The following is a 20508-nucleotide window of genomic DNA, read 5'->3' on the forward strand; positions in this document are numbered from 1 at the left end:
TCGTTCAACTTACGAATCGCTCCCCACTACCGCTTTTTCGACTGTTGCAATAGGCTTAATACACTCCGCTTCGTTTTCGAAACTTTAGGTTGTCGATCCATCGAGGTGCCGACATGGCTACGGATTTTCAGATCAAGGAACGCTTGCCCGAGATCACCTCGAAGATGGTGGAAACCTACCGCAAGTACCCGGCCACGAACCACCTCGGGCACTGCCCGCTACCCAATTACGACGCTGTCATCGAGGCCGTGGAATGGATGAAGGAAATCCTTTTCCCGGGCTATCGCCATCGCGATGGATTGCACCTGGGAAACATCGGTTATTATGTCGGGGATCTCGTGGATAAGCTCCACGACGTGCTGACGCAGCAAATCGCCCGGGCTTTGCGTCACGAAGCCAACCATTCAGCGCAGTGCGATCCCGTCCGCTTGGCCGACTTCGAGGCCTTGGGACAAGCCAAGACCGTGGCCTTCCTCAATCAACTCCCCGATCTTAGCAAGCTACTGGCCATGGACGTCCAAGCGGCTTACGACGGCGATCCGGCCTGCAAATCCCTGGATGAAGTGATTCTGTGCTACCCAGGCCTAGAGGCCGTTACGGTGTACCGTCTGGCCCACCTATTGCATGAACTGGAGGTCCCGCTCATCCCCCGCATGATGACCGAATGGGCCCACGGGCGAACCGGCATCGACATCCATCCCGGCGCGAAAATCGGCCCTCACTTTTTCATCGACCACGGTACCGGCGTGGTGATCGGGGAGACCTGCGAGATCGGCAGTCACGTCAAACTGTATCAAGGCGTCACGCTGGGCGCCCTCAGTTTCGCCAAGGACGCACACGGTCGATTGGTCCGCGGCACCAAACGGCATCCCACGATCGAGGACCGCGTCGTCATCTACGCCAATGCCACGGTGCTGGGCGGACGAACGGTGGTCGGCCACGACTCCGTCATCGGTTCCAGCGTGTGGCTCACTCGGTCCGTGCCTCCGCACACCACCGTAACGTTGGAACGGCCCAATTTGTGCATCCGTGCCGAAAATTGCGATGACCTTTCGGCCGAGAAAAGCCTGGCGCCCGATCGCGAGCAAGCCGACTCGGGCAATACCTGACCACGCCGGTGCCGTCGTTAAACCGGCCCTTTCAAGAAACATCGCGAGGTGATGCCGGATCCACGCGATGGAATCGTGTTCTCGATAGGCTTATAGCGAAAATTGCCATTCCCAACCAAGAGATCAGCGATAGCCAGGCTCCCCATTCTAGGCCGGGTTGGCGGTAATACCATCGCACGGTCCATTCGCCCTGGGGCAACAGGCAGCCCAAGAAAAGCCGATTGACGCAGACGGGCGTAGCTGCTCGTATCGTACCATCGCTACCGGACTCAACCTCCACACGCCACCCCGGCAAATACTGCTCCGAAACAACCAATAGCCGCGGCTTTGCCGCCCGGACCTGAATGCATAGGTCGCCGGGAGCATATCTCAGGTATTGCACCGACTCGCACAGCGCATCCCTGGACAAATCCCGAGGTTCCATCGCCGATGAAACAGGAATCCTATCCTGCTGTGACAGCGGTCCGGGTATTTCAATCACGGCGGGGACATCCGCGGGACGAACAGCGCCGCCCGGAAAAAAGAACTCCGCCGCGTCATCCCACAGCGCCCGAGTGATAGAGAAACCTCCTGAGGCGAGATTGCTATGCCGTTCCACTCGCCATGCATCGATTAGGAAGGCCCCACGGCATTGCCGTTCCGCCGTTAAAGTCCGGGCTGTTCCAAGTTGGCCTTCCTCTGCATCGCCGGAATCTCTATTCGCCGTCTCACCCAAGTATTCGGCCCCCAACCATTGCAGAACCCCACCGGGCGGTTCTCGGAGTTTATGTTCCGCCGTGTACTCCGTCACAACGTCCAAGAACATGCGATAGCGGAGCGGCATCATGGTTCCGTAATGCTGGACGTTCGCCGTCCCTTGGAGCATTCCCCAGCGTCCGAAGGACGTCTGCCGTTCCCAGCCGATTAATTCCTGCAAGCGATCCGGCGAAGTGTGCCGTCTCCAGGCGTCGGGATACCAAAAGAACGGTCGCCAAACTCGCCGCGGCGGCGTTTGCGGCAGCACCTTCGATAGCGGCGGCGGTCGCACCGGCAGGAACAAAGCCCTGGCGGTTGGGATCAAGTCCACTGCGGCAAGCAACATGAGTAGCACCGTCGCATTTCGCCCCCCAAACCGCCGATTCATCGGTCGAACGAGAGATCCAAGAGATCTATTCTTGCCGTCGAGATTCTCCCAATTCCGAAGCGCTAGTGCCGCGAGCAGCGCCGCCGCGGCGGTCCACAAAAATGAAGCCAGGCTATGCCAAAACGCGGCTTGACCCTGAAAGGGACCGAAGATGACGTCGTCCGGCACGTGCATGGCGTCCCAAATTCCCCGCCATTTCGCCCCGACGACCAACGTCACGCCCGCGATGCTCGTACCAACCGCGACCCAAGCCAGACGCCGGAATCTGCGCGGCGTCGCCCCGCAAAGGTGCGTCCCCATCGCCGACAAACATGCCACGACAATCGCCAACAGCGGCAACCACTTGCCGGGATAGCGGAACATGGCATAGCCGGGCAAGAGTCGCACCATCCACCAGTAAGGTCCGCCCGCCGGAGGATAGAATAGTTGTTTCGCCCCGCCCTCTCCGTCTATCCAAGTCAGCAGGGTATTCCCTAGTAATCCCAATCCGTACCATCCCAACGAGGCAGTCGCCGCGAACAGGCCCAACCACGTCAACCACACCCGCCCCGCCTCGTTGATCTCGCTCGTCCCTTCCCAACCCTTGGCGCCTTGCCCGCCGACAACCTCCGAATCCGTCGTCGCGTCTCTCGTGGCATCGCCCCCTAACACTGCCGCGGCGCGTTTGCGATCAGAGAGCGATATCTTCATCGCCGACAGGGCCAGAAGAAGAGGGACGACACCGAAGTACAAACTGGGCGTCCACCACCGCCCCTCGACAAGGAACGCACGGAAATACCGCTCGTGAACCGGCACCGAAACGCCGCCGAAGTTAGGCCAAAGCATTTCCGCGAAGCGCCACGGGGGAACACTGAAGGCGTAAACCGTGTCCGCTCGACGGTCTTGCAATGCCGACCACGTCTTGTCGCCCGAGTTTTCCTCCGGCAGCACGTCCCACAATCGCCCCACGGACGCCTTCTCCAGCAACAAACGATCGCTCTGTGCGGCGTAATACCAACTTGGCAGGATTTGCACGGCGGCCAACAGAAATGCCAATCCCAAAGCCGCGACGAGCAGGCCCCCGGAGATTGCGGAGAAGATCAGACTTTGTCGGAATCCGCGCTCAAACCTTTTCGCGGCCGAAAAGCGCCGCACCGTCATAATCGCCCAGGTGCCGAACGCGATGACGGCGCCATGATAAGCCGTCTGGGGATCCCCTCCCAAAACGCTCATGGCCGAAGCAAGACCCAGGAGTCGCAAGGCGCGCAATCGAGGACGCACCCAAGCGCATTGACTTCCGGGGCATGCGTCCCCGTTGTTACCACGCGCCGCCGCAGACGGTACCGTCGGCCCAATCGCAAATCCATCGGCATCGAGGATTCGCCAAATCGCGGACAATATCCAGGGAAGCCAAGCCCCGCCCACCAGGTAAACGGGGTTATGAATCTGAAAGAAGGTCGGCCCGGCCAGGGCGTACACCAGCCCCGCCAGCGGACGCGTTTCCGATCGGCACCCCAACTCTCCCGCCAGACGTGCCGCTCCCCACGCCGACAGGAGGACATGCACGAAAAGAAACATCGCGTAGGCCGCGGGATACGGAACGGGAAGCAGGAATATCGCGATTCCCGGATAGAAAGCCGCCGTCGTACCATTGGCCAAAAGCGGCGCACCCAGGTTTTCGTAGGGATTCCAAAGCGGCAATTTGCCGTCACGGTACTGCCGTGTCAGATAGTACCACAGCGGGTAATAGAAATTGCCGGCATCTCGGAACAGGGGCAATCGGTCCCCAAAAAAGGCCGGGGCAGAGACCGCGGCGACAGAGAGCAGGCACAGTATCCGGCAGAGCGTGCCGACATTCCAATGGGGCCGGAGAGGACGTATCACCGACCGGACCATGACGGACCTTCCCGGCGTCGCGGAGGCCACAGTCGAGAGGCCCCCGATCACCGCCGCGAGGCTGCCCGCCTCGCCGTACGCAGCATCGCCCGAGCCTTGCTCGCCGCCTCTTCGCGGCGCAGCAACATATCATCGCCGGCGGCCTTGCGTGCCATGGTCGCTTCCAGGGCCTCGGCAGCGGCTTCCACGTCCAATTCCTCCACCGCCTGCGCCTGCGACGTCATCACCGAAACCACGTCGTTCAAGACCTCCACGAACCCGCCGTCCACATAGAAGGCTCGCGGTTTCTCTTCCGAAAGGATTCGCAACTCGCCCGCCCCCAGCCTTCCGATCAGCGGCGAGTGGAGCGGAAACACCCCAAGTTCGCCGTCGAACAACGGCACGACTACGCCGTCGGCCGACTGATCGACCAGCTTTCGCTCGGGCGTCACAATGATGACTCGCAGTTTTGCCATGCCGGCACCGTAGCTTTAAGTTTCGGAAGAAGCCCGTCCGCTCGTGGCGAATCGACGCCTCGTTTCAATTCTTGGCTTCGGCCTTGAGCCGCTCGGCCTGCTCCGCGGCCTGTTCGATGCCGCCCACATACATGAAGGCCTGCTCGGGCAGGTGATCCCATTTACCGTCCACCAGTTCCTCGAAACTGCGAATCGTCTCGGAGAGCGGTGTGACTTCGCCCGGCTTTCCGGTGAACGCCTCCGCCACGAGGAACGGTTGAGAGAGGAATCGCTCGATCCGGCGTGCGCGATGCACCACCAACTTGTCTTCCTCGCTCAATTCCTCCACACCCAAGATGGCGATGATGTCCTGAAGCTCACGGTACCGCTGAAGAATGCGCTGCACCCTTCGGGCGATGGCGTAATGGCGCTCGCCCACGTATTGCGGATCGAGCAGACGGCTGGAAGAAGCGAGCGGGTCGACCGCGGGGTAAATACCCTTTTCGGCGATCGAGCGTTCGAGGTAGATAAAGGCGTCCAACTGACCGAACGCGGCCGCCGGAGCTGGGTCGGTCGGGTCGTCCGCCGGGACGTACACGGCCTGCACCGACGTGATTGCCCCGCGCGACGTCGAGGCAATGCGTTCTTGCAGGGCGCCCATCTCCGTCGCCAACGTAGGCTGATAACCCACCGCCGACGGCATACGCCCCAGCAAAGCGGACACTTCGCTACCGGCTTGCGAAAAACGGAAAATGTTATCGATGAACAACAGCACGTCGGCGCCGGTGGTATCGCGGAAGTATTCGGCCATGGTCAGAGCGGACAGCGCCACCCGCAAACGTGCCCCGGGAGGTTCGTTCATCTGCCCGAACACCATACACGTCTGTTCGATCACGCTGCGACCGGTATTGCCGATCTTGGCCTCCTGCATCTCCAACCAAAGATCGTTCCCTTCGCGGGTCCGTTCGCCGACGCCGGCAAAGACCGAGAAACCGCCGTGCGAACTGGCGATTCGGGCAATCAATTCGGTCAGAATGACGGTCTTCCCCAACCCCGCACCGCCGAAAAGCCCGGCCTTCCCACCGCGGACGAACGGCGTCAACAGGTCGATCACCTTGATCCCGGTCTCAAAGATTTCCACCTCCGTGGAAAGCTCGGTGACGTCGGGGGCGTCGCGGTGAATGGGCCACAACTCATCGGCCTTGACATCGCCGCGATCATCGATCGGCTGACCCAGCAAATTGAACACCCGTCCCAAAGTCGCCTTTCCCACCGGGACCTTCACCGGTTCTCCGGTATCCAGGCACTTCATTCCCCGGACCAATCCTTCCGTCGTCCCCAGCGCGACGCAACGCACGCGACCGCCGCCGAGATGTTGCTGAACCTCTCCGGTGAGGTCGAGCTTTACGCCTTTGTAGTCCTCGCGGACAACCACGGCGTTGTAAATAGCCGGCAATTGGTGCTCCGGAAACTCGGCGTCGAAAATCGAACCGATGACCTGCGTCACCCGACCGTAATTCGGTTCCTTGGGACTTTCAGCACCGCTTATTTTCGCGGTTTGGGCCGGAGTGGTTGTCATAGCTTTGCCTCAAAAACCTTCTGAGAACTGGGCCGAATGTGCCGCGTATCCGTTTCCGCTCTGAACCGATCGGAAACCCTCTACTCGGCTTGCAATGCCTCGGCTCCGCTGACGATCTCCAAAATCTCCGAAGTAATCTGCGTTTGCCTGGCGCGGTTGTACGCCATGCTGAGACCCGCAAGCATGGAATCGGCGTTTTCGGTAGCCGTCTTCATGGCGATCATCCGCGCTATCTGTTCCGCGGCAGCCGATTCCAAGAAGCAACGAAACAGGCGAATCTTGAACGTGAACGGTACGATCTCCTCCAAGATGCTGCCCGGCGAAGGAAGAAATTCGTATTCCGCGTGATGGAGTCCGCCGTTCTCATCCTCCGCCGGTGCTTGGTACGGCAACAGCGTCTCCACCACGGGATATTGCCTGCTTACGGATTCGAGTTTGGTGTACGCCACGTCCACGCGGTCGATACGCCCGTCGAGGAAGTCCTCCATGAAGCGTCGGGCCAGCACTTCCACGTCGGCGAAGGCGGGCCGGGCATCGAAATGAAAGTACTTTTCATCCACCGGCAGTCTGCGGAATTTGAATGCCGAGACTCCGCGTTTCCCCGATACTTCCACGCTCAGCTTGGCGTACTCTTCCTCCAGCTTTTTGCGTTGGAGAACCGCCAGGCGCATGACGGCGGAATTGTATCCCCCGCAAAGTCCTCGGTTCGAAGTAAGAACCAAGAGCACGGCTTGACGCTTCTCCGACCGTTGCTGCAACAAGGGATGCGTCACCTCCGTTCCGCTCGCGGCGAGATGACCGAGCAAGGCGGTCAATCGATCCGCGAAGGCGGACCCGGCGGCGGCACGATCCATGGCCCGCTTGAACCTGGCCGTCGATATCAATTCCATCGTCCGCGTAATCTTGCGGATATTCCGCACGGAACGACGGCGTCTTTCCAGAACCTTGGTTTTTCCCATGGCTGCCTAACTCGAAATCAGCACTCAGGCCAACGCCGCGGCCGGTTCACGCTTTTGAACGAACTCGCGATTGAATTCCTTCAAGGCTTCGACCAAGCGAGTCTCGTCTTCGCCGCTCAGTTGCTTGCTATCGGTAATGCTCTGTCGCAGGGCCTGATGCTTTTCGTGGAAGTAGGCCAAGAATTCCTTCTCCCAGCGTCGCACCTCCGTAACGGGCACTTGATCCAGAAAGCCCTTCGTTCCGGCGTAGATCACCGCGACCTGATCCGTGACATGCATGGGCTGATACTGGCCTTGCTTGAGCAGTTCCGTCATGCGATAGCCGCGATCCAATCGGGCTTGGGTGGCCGGATCCAATTCCGTCCCCAATTGCGCGAAGGCTTCCAATTCGCGAAAGGCCGCCAGGTCCAGACGCAGGCCTCCCGCCACCTTCTTCATCGCCGGCACTTGGGCCTTGCCGCCCACCCGCGACACCGAAATACCCACATTCATCGCGGGTCGCTGGCCCGCGAAGAACAAGTCGGGCTGCAAGTAGATCTGGCCGTCGGTAATCGAAATCACATTGGTCGGGATATAGGCCGACACTTCGCCTTCCAGGGTTTCCACGATGGGCAAGGCCGTCAACGACCCGCCGCCAAGTTCGTTGCTCAGCTTGGCCGCCCGCTCCAACAACCGACTGTGGCAATAGAAAATATCGCCGGGATAGGCTTCGCGTCCGGGAGGCCGCCGCATCAACAGCGACAACTGCCGGTAGGCCTGCGCCTGTCGCGTCAAATCGTCGTAGATCGCCAGAGCGTGCCGTCCGCTGTACATGAAATACTCGGCCATCGCGCAACCCGCATAGGGAGCGATGTACTGTAGCGGCGCCGGAGAACTCGCGCCCGCCACGATCACGGTCGTGTACTCCATGGCCCCGCGGCGGCGGAGGGTATCGATGATCTGAGCGACGGTGGAGTCCTTCTGTCCCACCGCCACGTAAAAGCACTTGACCCCGGTCTCTTTCTGGTTGAGGATCGTGTCGATGCAAATGGCGGTCTTGCCCGTCTTGCGGTCGCCGATGATCAACTCGCGCTGCCCGCGACCGATCGGCGTCATCGAGTCGATCGCCTTGATGCCGGTTTGCAGCGGTTCATTGACGGGCTGACGTTGCGCCACGCCGGGAGCGGGGCTTTCCACGGGCCGCGTTTCCGTGGTCGCGATCGGTCCGGCGCCGTCCAAGGGATTGCCCAAGGGATCGATGACTCGCCCCAAAACCGCCTCCCCCACCGGTACGCTGAGTAGTCGACCGGTGCTGCGGACCTCGTCCCCTTCTTCGATCTTGAGGTAATCCCCCAAGATGATGACGCCCACGGAATTCTCTTCCAAGTTGAAAGCCAGGCCGCGGACGCCGCTGGGAAACTCCACCATTTCGCCAGCCATCACGCCCGACAAACCGTACACGCGAGCGATCCCGTCGCCGACTTCCAGCACTCGGCCGGTCTCGCGGACGTCGATCTGAGCTTGATATTGCTCGATTTCACTCCGAATAACGGAAGCGATCTCGTCGGCTCTGAATCTCATGGGCACTCCTGTCGATGATTTGCTTGCGGACCCGCTCCAATTGGACAGCCACCGACGCGTCGAACACCGTATCGCCGACTTCGATGACGATCCCACCCAACAAGTCCGGTTCGACCCTCTGTTCGATGATCGGGCGACGCCCCAGCAAGGATTCCAGAGTTCGCTCCAATTCCGAAACGACCTCGGCGCTCAGCGTCACCGCCGTTTTCACTCTCACGCGGATTTCATTCCGGCGTCGAATCCATTCCTCCCGCACCGCCCGAACGATCGCCCGCAGACAGTCCAACCTACCCCGCCTCGAAAGCACCAGCAGAAAGTCCAGCAGACGATTGCTGGCACGACCTCCGAAGACCCGTCGCAGAATCTGCGTCTTTTCTTCGTGCGAAACGACGGAGGAGCCGAGGATCTCCTCGAACTCGGGATAGGGTTCCAGAACCTCTTGAACCAAATCTTCGAGTTCCTGAACCAAGGAATCGGCCTCGCCGGCGGCCTCCGCAACATCCAAGAGGGCCTCGGCATAGACCGCGGCGATCCTCTCGACGGTAACATCGGGCGAGAATTCGGCGGCAAATTTTGCGTCTTCGGCGTTGATATCCGCGGTCATGGAAACTTTCCCCAAATCGCGACGGGTCGCCGCGCCCTGCTCTCTCCGCTGCGGGAACCTCCGCTTTTCCGCCCCGTATCATCTGCGCCGAACGAGCTCCCGGTTTTCGGTCGCCCTCGGCATCAATTCACGTCGGCGCCACGAACGGCACCCAAGGTCGCCACGGCTTGCTCGATCATCCGCAGATGGGCGGCGGGATCGAGTCGAGAAGCAACGATCTTGCCTGCCAAATCGACCGCCAGATTGGCCCCCAACTGAGAAATTTCCTGAACAGCACGGTCGGCCGCCTGTTCGATCTCGGCCAACTTGCGACGGTGTTGGGCCTCCGCCTCTTCCCTCGCCTCTTGCACGATCTGCTGCCCCAACGCCCGCGCGTCCTGCCGAGCCTTCTCCATCATCCGCGCGATTTCCTCTTGGGCCCCGCTGAGCTTTTTCTGATACTCCTCCAGCAGTTCCTTCGCCCGGCGATTGGCTTCCTCCGCCGCTTGGATCTCTCCGCTCACATGCTGCTCCCGATCATCCAAGGCACGGATGATCGGCTTCCAGGCGAATACCCACAGCACGAGGAGGACGCCAAGGAACACAAATACCGTCCACAAGGCGAGGTCGGCTTTGAAGTCCAGCGGGTTGACGGCTTCGCCGACGCCGCCTTCGGCCTCACCGTGACCGCTTGCTGCGGCATGCGATTCCGCCCAAGCGAAGTCGCGCGGCGCGATCATCCCAAGCGATCCAAGGACCAAAGCACCAACCACCAGCCAGCGCCCAAGCATATCTATCAGACTCCCGCGGACAAATCGAGGACAGCGTATCCAGACCGGAGGTCCCGGCCGGGGAGACGTGCGTCAATTGGATGCAAGTTGCAAAACGTCGCACGCCCGTCCCCGGCCGTCCTTTTTTCCACGGGATCAGCCCGTGAAAAACAAGGCTATCAAGCAGACGATCAAACCGAAGAACGTCACGCCTTCGATCAGAGCCGCGGAAATAATCATGGCCGTCTGAATATTCCGAGCCACCTCCGGTTGCCGCGCCATGCTTTCGACCGCGGCGCCGCCGATCCTTCCAATACCGTAGGCGGCACCCAGAATGATCAACCCGGCACCGAACGCACCGCCCAAAAAGATGGAACCGCCGCGCCCGCCTCCCGACGCCTGCACCTGCGCCTGTTCACCCGCCGCGGCGGCATCAGCAGGCGCCGCCGTTTCCGCGAGGGCCGGCAAGGCCAAGGCCGACAGAACGAACGTCATCGCCAAAACGCTCAGCAACTTGTTCACGGAACGAATCTCCTTTCTTCCTGGAACACCCGTGCGCGATACCCTGCCGCCGGCGTATCGCGTGTCTTTGGAATCACCTTCTCGTCAACCGCCCGCGAACCGCATGGCGGCACGCTGCATTTCCGAAAGCACCAACGACATATCCATTGTTTCCCTTAACCGGCCCCGACGGTCCCCGCGACACACCGGCATCAGTGCTCGTGCACCGACATGCCGATGAAAAGCGCCGCTAGGAATGTAAAAATATACGCCTGCAAAAAGGCGACGAACAATTCCAGCATGTTGAGTGCAACTTGACCCAAGATGCTCATGACCGTGACGCCGACCCACAGGATCGTCCACAGGTCGGCCACCGCCGCGATGAAGCCGAGGATGACGGCCAAGACCAGATGCCCGGCAAACATGTTCGCCATCAAACGCACGGCCAACACCGAATGCTTGATCAGCAGCCCGAGCACCTCAATCGCAAACAACATCGGCTTGAGGATGACGGCCATGGCCGCCGGCAGTTCCATCTGGGGAACGAGTCCCAGCCAGTAGCGAACCGGCCCGAATTGCCGCATCCCGGCGCCGATCACAGTGAAAAAGGTCAGGACGGCCAGGGCGCCCGTCACGCTCAACGATCCCGTCGGCGACCCGGCCCAGGGAATCAAGCCCAACAGATTGCAAAACAGCACAAAGAAAAAGACGGTCCACAAAAAAGGCAGGAAACGATCGGCGTCGTGCTTCCCGATGGCAGGTCGCGCGACTTCGTTGCGGATGAATTCAAGCATCGCCTCAAAAAAGTTGGTCAAACGACCGCGAGGAGCGCGTCCGCCCCGCAAACGCCACGCCAACGGAACGAAAACCAAGATCATCAAGACGGCGGCGACCAACTCCAGCACCATGAACTTGGTTACTTGCAGGCGCAGGGGGATCTCCGCCCCGAAAACTTGCACCGTGCCCAAGTCTATCAGCGGCAAGTCGATGTGTTTACCAAACGGCAGGTGAAACGAGACCGCATCCTTGACGTGCTCACCCGCGTGCTTGATATCCAACATGCGTTTACTCCTTGCGGGAGCATGCAGGGCCGTCGTATGAAAATCCAGGTGATTTGGTCGGCTTTGAGCCGGGATCCCTTTCTTCGCCGCCCAATCCCTCCCGCCGTAGGGAATTGATGGTCAGCCAAGACTCGCTGACCAGGGCAACGGGGTAAAACACAATACAATACACAAAAGCGGTGATGCTGACCAGTCGCTCCACAAATATGGAGTACACCGCAACCACCACAAGTGGCACTATCGTCCGAGGAAGGAAGCCCAATACCATGGCCCACATTTTCGCATCCGTTCCGACCACCTGACAGACGATGCCCCAAGATAGTACGGCACCGGCCAAGCAGCCCAGGGCCGCCACAACTGCCGGCAGAAACTCCGCGGCACCGCTCCCACGAATCCAGGACACCGTTGGCACTAGAAGAACATAGGTCACAACAATCGGGATGCAAAGAAACGCCATCGCCCGCCATTGGACAAATTGATGGTCGTGATCATCCATCGGAAGCCTTATCCATTTTCACAGCGTCTTCTTGATCCCGTTTTGCCGCGTCTGTGATTGTCCTTCCAATCGACGAACGAACGCGACGAACCCGAGCACCGCCGTCACACACCCCAAAACCGCCCCCACAATGGTGGCCACTGGCGAGGATCCTGCCCATCGATCCACCAGAAACCCTCCGAAAAGAGGAAGTGCAAACTGCAAAGAGAGCGCAACGACTTCCGAACCGATGGCCCATCCCTTTGCCAGGGGGGATCGGGTGTCCCGCCGGTCGTCGGCGTTCTTGCCAAGATTCTCCTTGGATTGTTCTTCAAAGTCCCGCGAAGGCTGGACCATATCTAGACTAAGATCCGTTATGCACAGTATGGCCCCCGAATCGGCAAGATAGCCGAGATACGCAAGGTTAGCTGCTTTTCTAAAAAAACAAAAGTGAAACCATCTCCTCGCCATCCCCACTACAGGGTACGATCCCGCCTCCCCCGACAACTTGAAGACCGCTAATCTATCACAGTTTTTTCCGCAAAGCACGATCAATAAAGAATTTAAGCCATGTACTCAGAGGGGTTCCTCCCCCGCAACAGTGCCGGGAAACTGTTGCGGGCTGTGGTGTTCGTGTGTATAATCGGGTAAGGTGTTGCGCTGACGATACGAATCCTTATTGAAACGGACTCGACCTCGTTGGCTGACACCTTCCCACGCCATTGCCGGTGGTATCACCGCAAGCGGATTCCGCGAGGGCGGCTATTCGCCGCCGCGCCACGCGTGCTGAGATTTCATTGGGCACGGACCGCCCTGGACATGAACGTGGTTCCGCGTCTCCGAGGACGGTGCGTGCGGTCAGGCCACGCGGAGAGCGATTAACGCTCGTTTGCGACGCTCCCGCCCCGCCGTCCTGTGCGGCGCGTTGAAGACTGACCCTCCTCGGATTGCGCTTACCCGCAACATTTTCGCGGTGTGTTGGAGGTTTGTCCAGTGATTACGGCCTCGCAGCTCAAGTTGCATACCGTCAAGGACTTGGCCGAAATGGCAAAACGCAAAGGCATACCGGGATGGCATGCCATGCGCAAGCAGCAATTGGTGGACGCCTTGGTGCGATCCGCCAAACGGGACGAGCGTAAGCGGGGTACCGTTTCGAAAGGCGCCAAGTCGGGCGACACCAAAACCAGCCGGCGAAGCGAGGCAAAGTCTAAGCAGAGTTCCACCGGTCGTCGCATCGTAGAATCAAAGATCGAATCCTCGAAACCGGCGGCCTCGCAAAGCGGTCCTGCGAGAAACGGCAGGGCGAAGCGAGGCGTGGCGGAGCGATCCGCGGCTTCCCAATCGAAAACCAAGGAAAGGCGGAAATCGAAGGCCGGGCCGGCCGCGCAACCGGTTTCCGCCATTCCTTCGGCCAAGATCCCCTCGGCCAAAGATCTGGCACGGGCGGATGCCGGAAACGGCAAGCCCTACAAAGATCGCTTGGTGGTCATGGTCCGCGACGCCTATTGGATTCAAGCGTGGTGGGAAATATCCAAGTCGGCGGTGGAGCGGGCCAGGGTCGCCTTGGCCCAGAATTGGCACCTGGCTCGACCGGTGCTGAGGCTGTGGGAAATTCAACAGGACGGCACGAGCCGCGCCGAACGCGTGCTCGTACGAGACATTGAGATCGACGGTCGCGCCAATCATTGGTATGTACATGTCGGCGCTCCGGACAAGACCTACAGCGTGGATATCGGCTACGCCGCGTCCGACGGGCGGTTTTTCTGCCTGGCTCGGGGTAACTCCGTCACGACGCCGCCCGCCCATTCCGCCGACGTCGTTGATCTCAAATGGTCCGGCATCCCCGAAGACTTCGACCGCATCTACGCACTCAGCGGAGGATACGAAGAGGGCTCGGACACTAACGAACTGCGTGAGGTTTTGGAAGAGCGTTTGCAACGCCCCATGGGCGGAAGCGTCGTCAGCCGTTTCGGCCCCGGTGTGGATCAGTCGCTGCTCCCCCGCCCGCATTTCCTGTTTCAAATCGATGCCGAACTGACCCTTTTCGGCCGGACGCTACCGAACTACTCCATCACCGTGCGCGGAGAACCGATCGAGGTGGAACCCGACGGCAGCTTTTCCATACGGATCCCGTTACCGGACAAGCGGCACGTACTGCCTATCGTAGCGGTCAGCGCGGACGGATTCGAGGAACGGACAATCGTCGTCGCCGTTGAGCGGAACACCAAGATCATGGAACCGGTGGTTCGCGAAATGGAGAGCTGATCGCCGCCTGTCGTCCGACGACCTCCAAAGGCGGAAGTGCAAGGCACTTCCAAGTCGTCGGCCCTACCAAAGACGCAGCGGGTAGGAGTACCTTGTTCGCCTCGTCGATCGCGGCGGTATAATTGAGGACTTGCCATTGTGTAGGGATGCCGCCGCGGCGCTGACCGGGCATTCCGTTTCGCACGCGCCGTTGCCGGCAAACCCTGCGATCGCGCGCCGGCGGTCCCCCGCGTGCACAAGGCGGTTTCTCGACCGCGGTTCCTCAACTCAAGCTGCCCAGGGTAATATTGAACCGTGAAAGTTTTCTCGGACTGCGATCAACCCGAACTTCGCGGTTGCGCGTTGACCATCGGAAATTTCGACGGGGTGCATCGTGGACACCTTGCGTTGCTGCGTCGGCTTCGTGAAGCGGCGGATCGAGACGGCGTGCCTGCCGTTGTCATGACATTCGCACCTCATCCCGCCGCCGTTCTGTCGCACCGGGGAGCGCCGCCCCCTCTCGTTTGGCCGGAGCGCCGCACGGAATTGCTCGCCGAGGCGGGAATCGACGCCGTCATCGTCCTTGCCGGCACGCCCGCCCTGTTCCAAACTTCCGCTGAGCACTTCTTCCACCATCTGCTTCGAAAACAACTCGCGATCCGCGCAATCGTGGAAGGCCCCAATTTTCGGTTCGGGCGCAACCGCGAGGGCGACGTCCGATTGCTGACCGGTTGGTGTAACAAATACGGGATACGCTTGGAAATCGTGCCGCCTGTGGAATTTGAAGGCCGGCCCATTTCCAGCACTCGCATCCGAGACGCGATTCGGGCGGGACTAATCGATCAGGCCAATGCGATGCTCTCTCGCCCCTTCGCCACGCGCGGCACGGTGGTTCACGGCGCTGGTCGTGGAGCAGCCTTGGGCTATCCCACCGCGAATCTTCAGGACCTGAAAACGGTCTTTCCCGCCCCCGGCATCTACGCCGGTTTGGCAAGAATCGACGGTCGGAGCTACGCGGCGGCCATCAGCCTCGGCGGCAATCCCACCTTCGGCGAAGAGCAGGTCAAGTTCGAGGTTTACGTGTGTGATTTTTCGGGCAACCTTTACGGACGCGAACTGGAGGTCCTTTTTCTGCAAAGACTGCGGGACGTCGTTCGCTTCGACGGCGTTGAAGCGTTGCTCGATCGCATGGCCCTCGACGTGGCAATCGCCAAAGAAAAGGCCGCCGAGTATCTCAAGGATGCCCAACCGGACCGACACCCGCCTGACGATCCGTCGCGGCCGAGCGAACCCTCTTTGCCGACCGAACCACCCAAGCTATCCGTCGCACCGAAGTCGTCTTGATGATTCAAGAGCGTTCGTGAATCGCGGCTACAAGGATTCAAAACAGCCTCTCGTTAGTAGGTAGCTAAGCAACGCTACGCAGCTATTTCTCAACTCCGCCTCAGACAAGCCAAGAAATCAGACCTGGGAGACCCTATTCATGCAAGCCGCCGGTAGCTGTAATCCCCGCGATTCCGCTCCCTCACCGCAAGACGATATGACCATCGATTGGGCCGGCCTGCGGCGAACCATCGCCGATCATCGCTCCTTCATCTTGACTACCCACATTCGGCCCGACTGTGACGCCATCGGCAGTACGTTGGCCTTATCCAACATCCTGCAACGGCTGGGTAAGCAGACGGTCTGCCTGGCCGATTTCGACGTCCCGCCCAACCTGCGGTTTCTCGACCCGAACGGCGAGCTTCATCGCCTCGGCGACCCGCGGACGGAGGAGTGGCGAGCCTCCGCCGACGCCTTGGTCGTGCTCGACACCTCGGCCTGGGCACAACTTGGTGGGATGGCACAATTCCTCCGCGATTTTCCCCGGACGAAAATCGTCCTCGATCACCACGTGAGCGGCGACGAACTGGGGGCGCAATTCTTCAAAGACACGCGAGCCGAAGCCACGGGCCGAATCGTGGCCGAGTTGGCCGATGAATTGGAAGTGCCGCTCGATCCCACGTCGGCCAAGTTGCTCTTGGCAGCCTTGGCGACGGACACCGGATGGTTTCGCTTTAGCTCGGTCCGGGCCGATACCTTCTCCTTGGGAGCCCGACTCGTTGCCGCCGGAGTCCGTCCGGACGAACTCTACCGCGACCTCTACGAGAACGAGCGGATCGGGCGGTTTCGCTTGAGCGGGCGCGCCATGCAACGAGCTGAAACCGAACTCGATGGCCGACTCATACACACCTACCTGGTCCACAGCGATTTCGCGGAGACCGGCGCCATTGCGTCCGACAGCGAAGACATCGTCAACACCACGTTGACCGTCAGCGGTACCCAGTTCGCCGTCATCCTCGTCGAACACACGCCGGGGCGTTTCAAAGTCAGCTTTCGCAGTCGATGCCACGTCGATTGCAGTCGGTTGGCTGCCGAATTCGGAGGCGGCGGCCACAAGGCCGCGGCAGGCGCCACCATTCTGGGTTCACTCGAGGACGCCCAGGCGAAAGTTCTTGACGCCGCGCGGAAGGCCTTGCAACAATAGCGAAACATACGGTTGCGCAAACCGCGCGCATCCACGAAACGAAAGACTTGCGACGGCGGTAGCCGGAGTCGCGGTGACCCGCCCTCAGCCGAGGAAATTCCTTGCGATCGCCAGGCCGCCGCAACCAATTATTGCAGTTTTAATTGCCGCGTTGCCCAATGCCGTCGCGACGGAAGAATCGCACAAAATCACGCGGAACGGCAGGCTCGGGGGCAACCCTTTGGCTGTTTTGTAACGTAATATTGAACGGCTTTATGCCGAAACCATGCCGTCATGTTGTCCGCTCAACGTGATGGCAACCAGGAGAGGCCCGCCCCGGGGCGCCATTAACGCACGCAAACTGTGACATTGGGGAACGCTATGACACAATCGGATTCAGCTTGTTCTTGTTCGTGTTGCTGCGACTCTCCCGCAACGGCACCTTCCCGCCGCGGTTTTGTCGGTAGTTTTGTCGCCTGGATACTCGGGCTCGTAGCGTTGCTGCCCGGCATCGGGAGCGGCGCGGCGGCCTTTTTGAGTCCGCTGGGCAAGAAAGCCCAAGGGGGCTTGCGGGTACGATTGACCTCGCTGGATAACCTCCCCGAAGACGGTACTCCCCGCAAGTTTCCCGTCGTGGCCGAAAAAGTGAACGCTTGGACGGTCTCCCGCGAACCGGTCGGCGCGGTCTATCTGCGGAAGATCGCAGCGGACCGGGTCGAAGCCCTGCATGTGGTTTGCCCGCACGCCGGTTGCTCGGTCGACTACAAGCCCGGCGAGGGCGACGCGGAAGGCCGTTTCTTTTGCCCTTGTCACTTGGCGAACTTTTCCCTGTCCGGGAAGAGGCTGGATGCGGTATCCCCCAGCCCGCGCGACATGGATTCCCTCGACGTGGAAATCGGCGAAAACGGTGACGTGTGGGTCGTTTTCCAAAACTTCCAATTGGGCACCGCGGCGAAGATTCCCATGGCATGATGGGGAGTTGCGTTCGGCGACGATCGGCGCTCAGCATCGCCGTCGCTGCCGACCAGACTCGCCCGAAATCGACCGCCCTTGACACCAGAAAAAACTCCCGCCCCCTCACGAGTCTGACCATGAAAAGCAAGCTCGGCACGACTTTTTCCGATTGGCTGGAAGATCGAATCGCATGGCGATCTTTGGTAACGGCTAGTTGCGGCGGGGGATGTGACGCCTATGGTCGCTGCTGGTGGCCGATGGGGCTGACCGTCCTCTTTTTCCTGCTTTGCCTTCAGGCCATTACCGGATTGGCGATGTGGTTCTTCTACAGCCCATCCAGCCAAACGGCCTGGGAAAGCGTCTATTACATCCAGCATCAACTGACCTTGGGATGGCTTGTGCGGGGCATCCACTTTTGGAGCGCTCAAGTCTTGGTGGGATTCCTCATCGTGTACGTGTTGGGGTTCATCTTTTTGCGGAAATATGCCCCTCCTCGCGAGTTCGTCTTTTGGACCGCACTTATCTTGCTGGGCCTGTCGCTGGCGGGTTGTCTGACCGGCGATCTTTTGAGCTGGGACGACGAAGCCTACGCCGCCACGCAGACGCGCGTGAGCTTCCTGCTCTTGCTGCCGAAGATCGGCGGTACATTGTACCGCTTGGTAGTGGGCGGCCCTTCGTTCGGACATCACACGCTGACTCACTTCTTCGCCATGCACGTGGTCTGCTCGGCCGGAACCTTGATCCTCATCGCCGTGATCCATGCGGCGCTGGCTCGCCGAGCGGGACGACGGGTGGAAGAGATGCCCGACCGTTATCGCGGAGCCAAGCCGGACCTTCGCCTCCCCGTGGTGCTCCAGGGAGGCGTGTGCTTGGTCACGATGATCGTCGTTCTGGCGTTCGTCTTTCTGCCCGGAGCGTTGGATCCCGCCGCTTGGAAGGCGCCCAGTCACCATTTCGGCGTTGAGCTGGGCGCGCCGGCCGACACCGACCCGGCCAATTTCTACGCCGCCGCCCGTCCCGAATGGTCGTTCCGCGGTCTCTATGGTTTCGCCAATCTGTTCCCCGGCGAGATCAAGGTCTTGGCCATTTTCGTGATCCCGGGAATTACGGCCTTGCTGTTTTTCGCCATGCCGATTTTCGGCCGGGCAATGGGCGGGCACGTCTGGAACGTGGCGTTCACGCTGATCATCTTCGGGGGACTGGCCTACTTCTCGTACCAATCGTGGCGACACGACTGGCACGATGCGGAGTTCGCCGCCTCCAAGCAGGCCGCTCGGCGAGACGCGGAAAGGACGCTAACCCTGATTCGATACAACGGCGGCATACCGCCCGCCGGCGCTCTGGCGCTTTTGCGAGCCGATCCCAAGACTCAAGGCCCCAGGCTTTTCGAACAACAATGCGCCAGTTGCCACTCCTTGGGCGTCTCCGGACAGGATGGTGCGATCCTTTGCGACAATCCTTCCGCGCCAAATCTGGCCCGGTTTGCGAGTCGCGAATGGCTCGAAGGTTTGTTCGATCCCGAACGTATCGGCTCGGAACAGTATTTCGGCAACACGCGATTTGCCGCCGGAGCCATGGTGCGCTATGTCGAAGAGCGCTTTCAACAACTGCCCGAGGAAGACCGCAAGGCCGTCATAGCGGCCTTGGCCGCCGAAGCCGATCTCCCCTACGAACCGGCACCTGAATCGGACCGCGATCTGATCGCGCGGGGTCGGGAGTTGATCGCCAGTCAAGAGTGCGCCCGTTGCCATCGTTTTCACGGTGCGGGTCCCGAGGGCGCGGCCCCCGATTTGACGGGCTACGGTTCGCGGGAATGGCTGATCGGCATCCTCGCTTCGCCGCAGCACGTTGCTTTCTACGGCCTCCGAAACGACCGCATGCCCGCCTACGTGGAAGACCCGGCACGTCCGGAAGCGAATCGCATTCCTACCGAGCAATTGGCAATCTTGGCAGACTTTCTGCGGCAAGACTGGGTCGAAATCTCGCCTTCGGCGCCGGGCGACGAAAGCCCTCAACCGGCGAAGGAATCGGTCATGTTGACGCTGGGAAAATGGCAAGCGCGAGCAAAACCGCTCCCGCCGCGCCCGACCGGCGACAAGCAAGCCGAAGCCCGCTGGCTCTACCAAAAGGAGCTTTGCTCGGTGTGTCACGCCCACACCGCCGAGGGTGACGACAACTTGGCCGCCGTCAGCCCCACGGCGCCGGATCTTGGGGGATTCGCTTCCCGAGCGTGGATCGCGGGCTTGCTGGATCCCAAACAGATCGCCACCCCGAAGTATTTCGGCAACAGCGCGTTCGTGGAGGGCAGCATGGCAGAGTTCGTGCGAGGAAACCTGCGCGAACTCATTGACGATATCGGACAAGAGGAGTTCGACAAATTGATCGACGCCTTAGCGGCAGAGGCATTGAAGGAGTACGCGCCCGGTGAGGAACCGCCGACGCCGGACGAGGATACGCTATTACTCTTTGAGGATTTCACCTGCACCGATTGCCACAAGTTCTACGATCGCGGCGAGTTGGGGACGGCCCCCGACTTGACCGGTTACGGTTCGCGGACGTGGTTGTCCGAATTCATTGCCAATCCCAAGAACGAGCGCTTTTACCCCAGTTCCAATGATGGCATGCCGTCCTATCACGCGTTTGCCGAATCGGCCAAGAATCTATTGACCAAAGAGGAAATCGACGTCCTCGCCGATTGGCTCTTGGGAAAAGCCCGATCCGAAAGCGGAAAAAAGTCGCAGGAGTAACCCTTCGCCCGATTCTCGCCGGTGCGGC

At 60.4% G+C, this 20508-nt stretch carries 17 protein-coding genes; 6 read left to right on the top strand and 11 right to left on the bottom strand.

Annotated features, from left to right (window positions below; translation table 11 throughout):
- Positions 1 to 113 precede the first annotated feature (113 nt).
- Positions 114 to 1109, top strand: a complete 996-nt coding sequence (epsC, locus tag ACYQ6J_RS02555; protein ID WP_460182627.1) for a serine O-acetyltransferase EpsC — start codon at positions 114 to 116, stop codon at positions 1107 to 1109.
- A 31-nt stretch (positions 1110 to 1140) separates the two neighbouring features.
- Here epsC and ACYQ6J_RS02560 read toward each other — a convergent pair whose 3' ends face one another.
- From ACYQ6J_RS02560 to ACYQ6J_RS02610, 11 genes are all read right to left on the bottom strand, one after another.
- A complete protein-coding gene (locus ACYQ6J_RS02560) occupies positions 1141 to 4107 on the bottom strand; it encodes a hypothetical protein (protein ID WP_460182628.1) in 2967 nt (988 codons plus the stop codon).
- A 47-nt stretch (positions 4108 to 4154) separates the two neighbouring features.
- Complete coding sequence (atpC, locus tag ACYQ6J_RS02565; protein WP_460182629.1) at positions 4155 to 4562, bottom strand: ATP synthase F1 subunit epsilon; 408 nt, start codon at positions 4560 to 4562, stop codon at positions 4155 to 4157.
- A 64-nt stretch (positions 4563 to 4626) separates the two neighbouring features.
- Positions 4627 to 6120, bottom strand: coding sequence for a F0F1 ATP synthase subunit beta (gene atpD, locus ACYQ6J_RS02570; protein ID WP_460182630.1), 1494 nt, complete (start codon positions 6118 to 6120; stop codon positions 4627 to 4629).
- A gap of 80 nt (positions 6121 to 6200) precedes the next feature.
- Positions 6201 to 7079, bottom strand: coding sequence for an ATP synthase F1 subunit gamma (gene atpG, locus ACYQ6J_RS02575; RefSeq protein WP_460182631.1), 879 nt, complete (start codon positions 7077 to 7079; stop codon positions 6201 to 6203).
- A 24-nt stretch (positions 7080 to 7103) separates the two neighbouring features.
- Positions 7104 to 8639, bottom strand: a complete 1536-nt coding sequence (atpA, locus tag ACYQ6J_RS02580; protein ID WP_460182632.1) for a F0F1 ATP synthase subunit alpha — start codon at positions 8637 to 8639, stop codon at positions 7104 to 7106.
- Complete coding sequence (gene atpH / locus ACYQ6J_RS02585) at positions 8596 to 9243, bottom strand: ATP synthase F1 subunit delta (RefSeq protein ID WP_460182633.1); 648 nt, start codon at positions 9241 to 9243, stop codon at positions 8596 to 8598. Before atpH ends, atpA begins: the two co-directional genes overlap by 44 nt.
- A gap of 122 nt (positions 9244 to 9365) precedes the next feature.
- Positions 9366 to 10013: a F0F1 ATP synthase subunit B gene (atpF, locus tag ACYQ6J_RS02590; RefSeq protein WP_460182634.1), complete on the bottom strand. Its 648-nt coding sequence runs from the start codon at positions 10011 to 10013 to the stop codon at positions 9366 to 9368.
- Between the two features lie 135 nt (positions 10014 to 10148).
- Positions 10149 to 10514, bottom strand: a complete 366-nt coding sequence (atpE, locus tag ACYQ6J_RS02595; RefSeq protein WP_460182635.1) for an ATP synthase F0 subunit C — start codon at positions 10512 to 10514, stop codon at positions 10149 to 10151.
- A gap of 191 nt (positions 10515 to 10705) precedes the next feature.
- Complete coding sequence (gene atpB, locus ACYQ6J_RS02600) at positions 10706 to 11554, bottom strand: F0F1 ATP synthase subunit A (RefSeq protein WP_460182636.1); 849 nt, start codon at positions 11552 to 11554, stop codon at positions 10706 to 10708.
- A gap of 4 nt (positions 11555 to 11558) precedes the next feature.
- Positions 11559 to 12050 carry a hypothetical protein gene (locus tag ACYQ6J_RS02605; protein WP_460182637.1) on the bottom strand — a complete coding sequence of 164 codons (492 nt, stop codon included), beginning with the start codon at positions 12048 to 12050 and terminating at the stop codon, positions 11559 to 11561.
- 18 nt (positions 12051 to 12068) lie between these two features.
- Positions 12069 to 12218 carry a hypothetical protein gene (locus tag ACYQ6J_RS02610; RefSeq protein ID WP_460182638.1) on the bottom strand — a complete coding sequence of 50 codons (150 nt, stop codon included), beginning with the start codon at positions 12216 to 12218 and terminating at the stop codon, positions 12069 to 12071.
- 804 nt (positions 12219 to 13022) lie between these two features.
- Here ACYQ6J_RS02610 and ACYQ6J_RS02615 point away from each other — a divergent pair.
- The 5 genes from ACYQ6J_RS02615 to ACYQ6J_RS02635 all read left to right on the top strand — a co-directional run bounded on the left by ACYQ6J_RS02615 (position 13023) and on the right by ACYQ6J_RS02635 (position 20480).
- Entirely contained in the window at positions 13023 to 14294 is a 1272-nt protein-coding gene (locus ACYQ6J_RS02615; RefSeq protein WP_460182639.1) for a DUF4912 domain-containing protein, read from the top strand.
- Positions 14295 to 14588: 294 nt separating this feature from the next.
- Positions 14589 to 15617, top strand: a complete 1029-nt coding sequence (locus ACYQ6J_RS02620) for a bifunctional riboflavin kinase/FAD synthetase (protein WP_460182640.1) — start codon at positions 14589 to 14591, stop codon at positions 15615 to 15617.
- A 139-nt stretch (positions 15618 to 15756) separates the two neighbouring features.
- Positions 15757 to 16800: a DHH family phosphoesterase gene (locus ACYQ6J_RS02625; RefSeq protein WP_460182641.1), complete on the top strand. Its 1044-nt coding sequence runs from the start codon at positions 15757 to 15759 to the stop codon at positions 16798 to 16800.
- Between the two features lie 477 nt (positions 16801 to 17277).
- Positions 17278 to 17751: a QcrA and Rieske domain-containing protein gene (locus ACYQ6J_RS02630; protein WP_460182642.1), complete on the top strand. Its 474-nt coding sequence runs from the start codon at positions 17278 to 17280 to the stop codon at positions 17749 to 17751.
- 119 nt (positions 17752 to 17870) lie between these two features.
- The gene (locus ACYQ6J_RS02635; RefSeq protein ID WP_460182643.1) at positions 17871 to 20480 is read left to right on the top strand and encodes a c-type cytochrome; all 2610 of its coding nucleotides are present in this window, start codon (positions 17871 to 17873) and stop codon (positions 20478 to 20480) included.
- Positions 20481 to 20508: the final 28 nt, after the last annotated feature.

This window comes from Thermopirellula anaerolimosa (assembly GCF_054657335.1).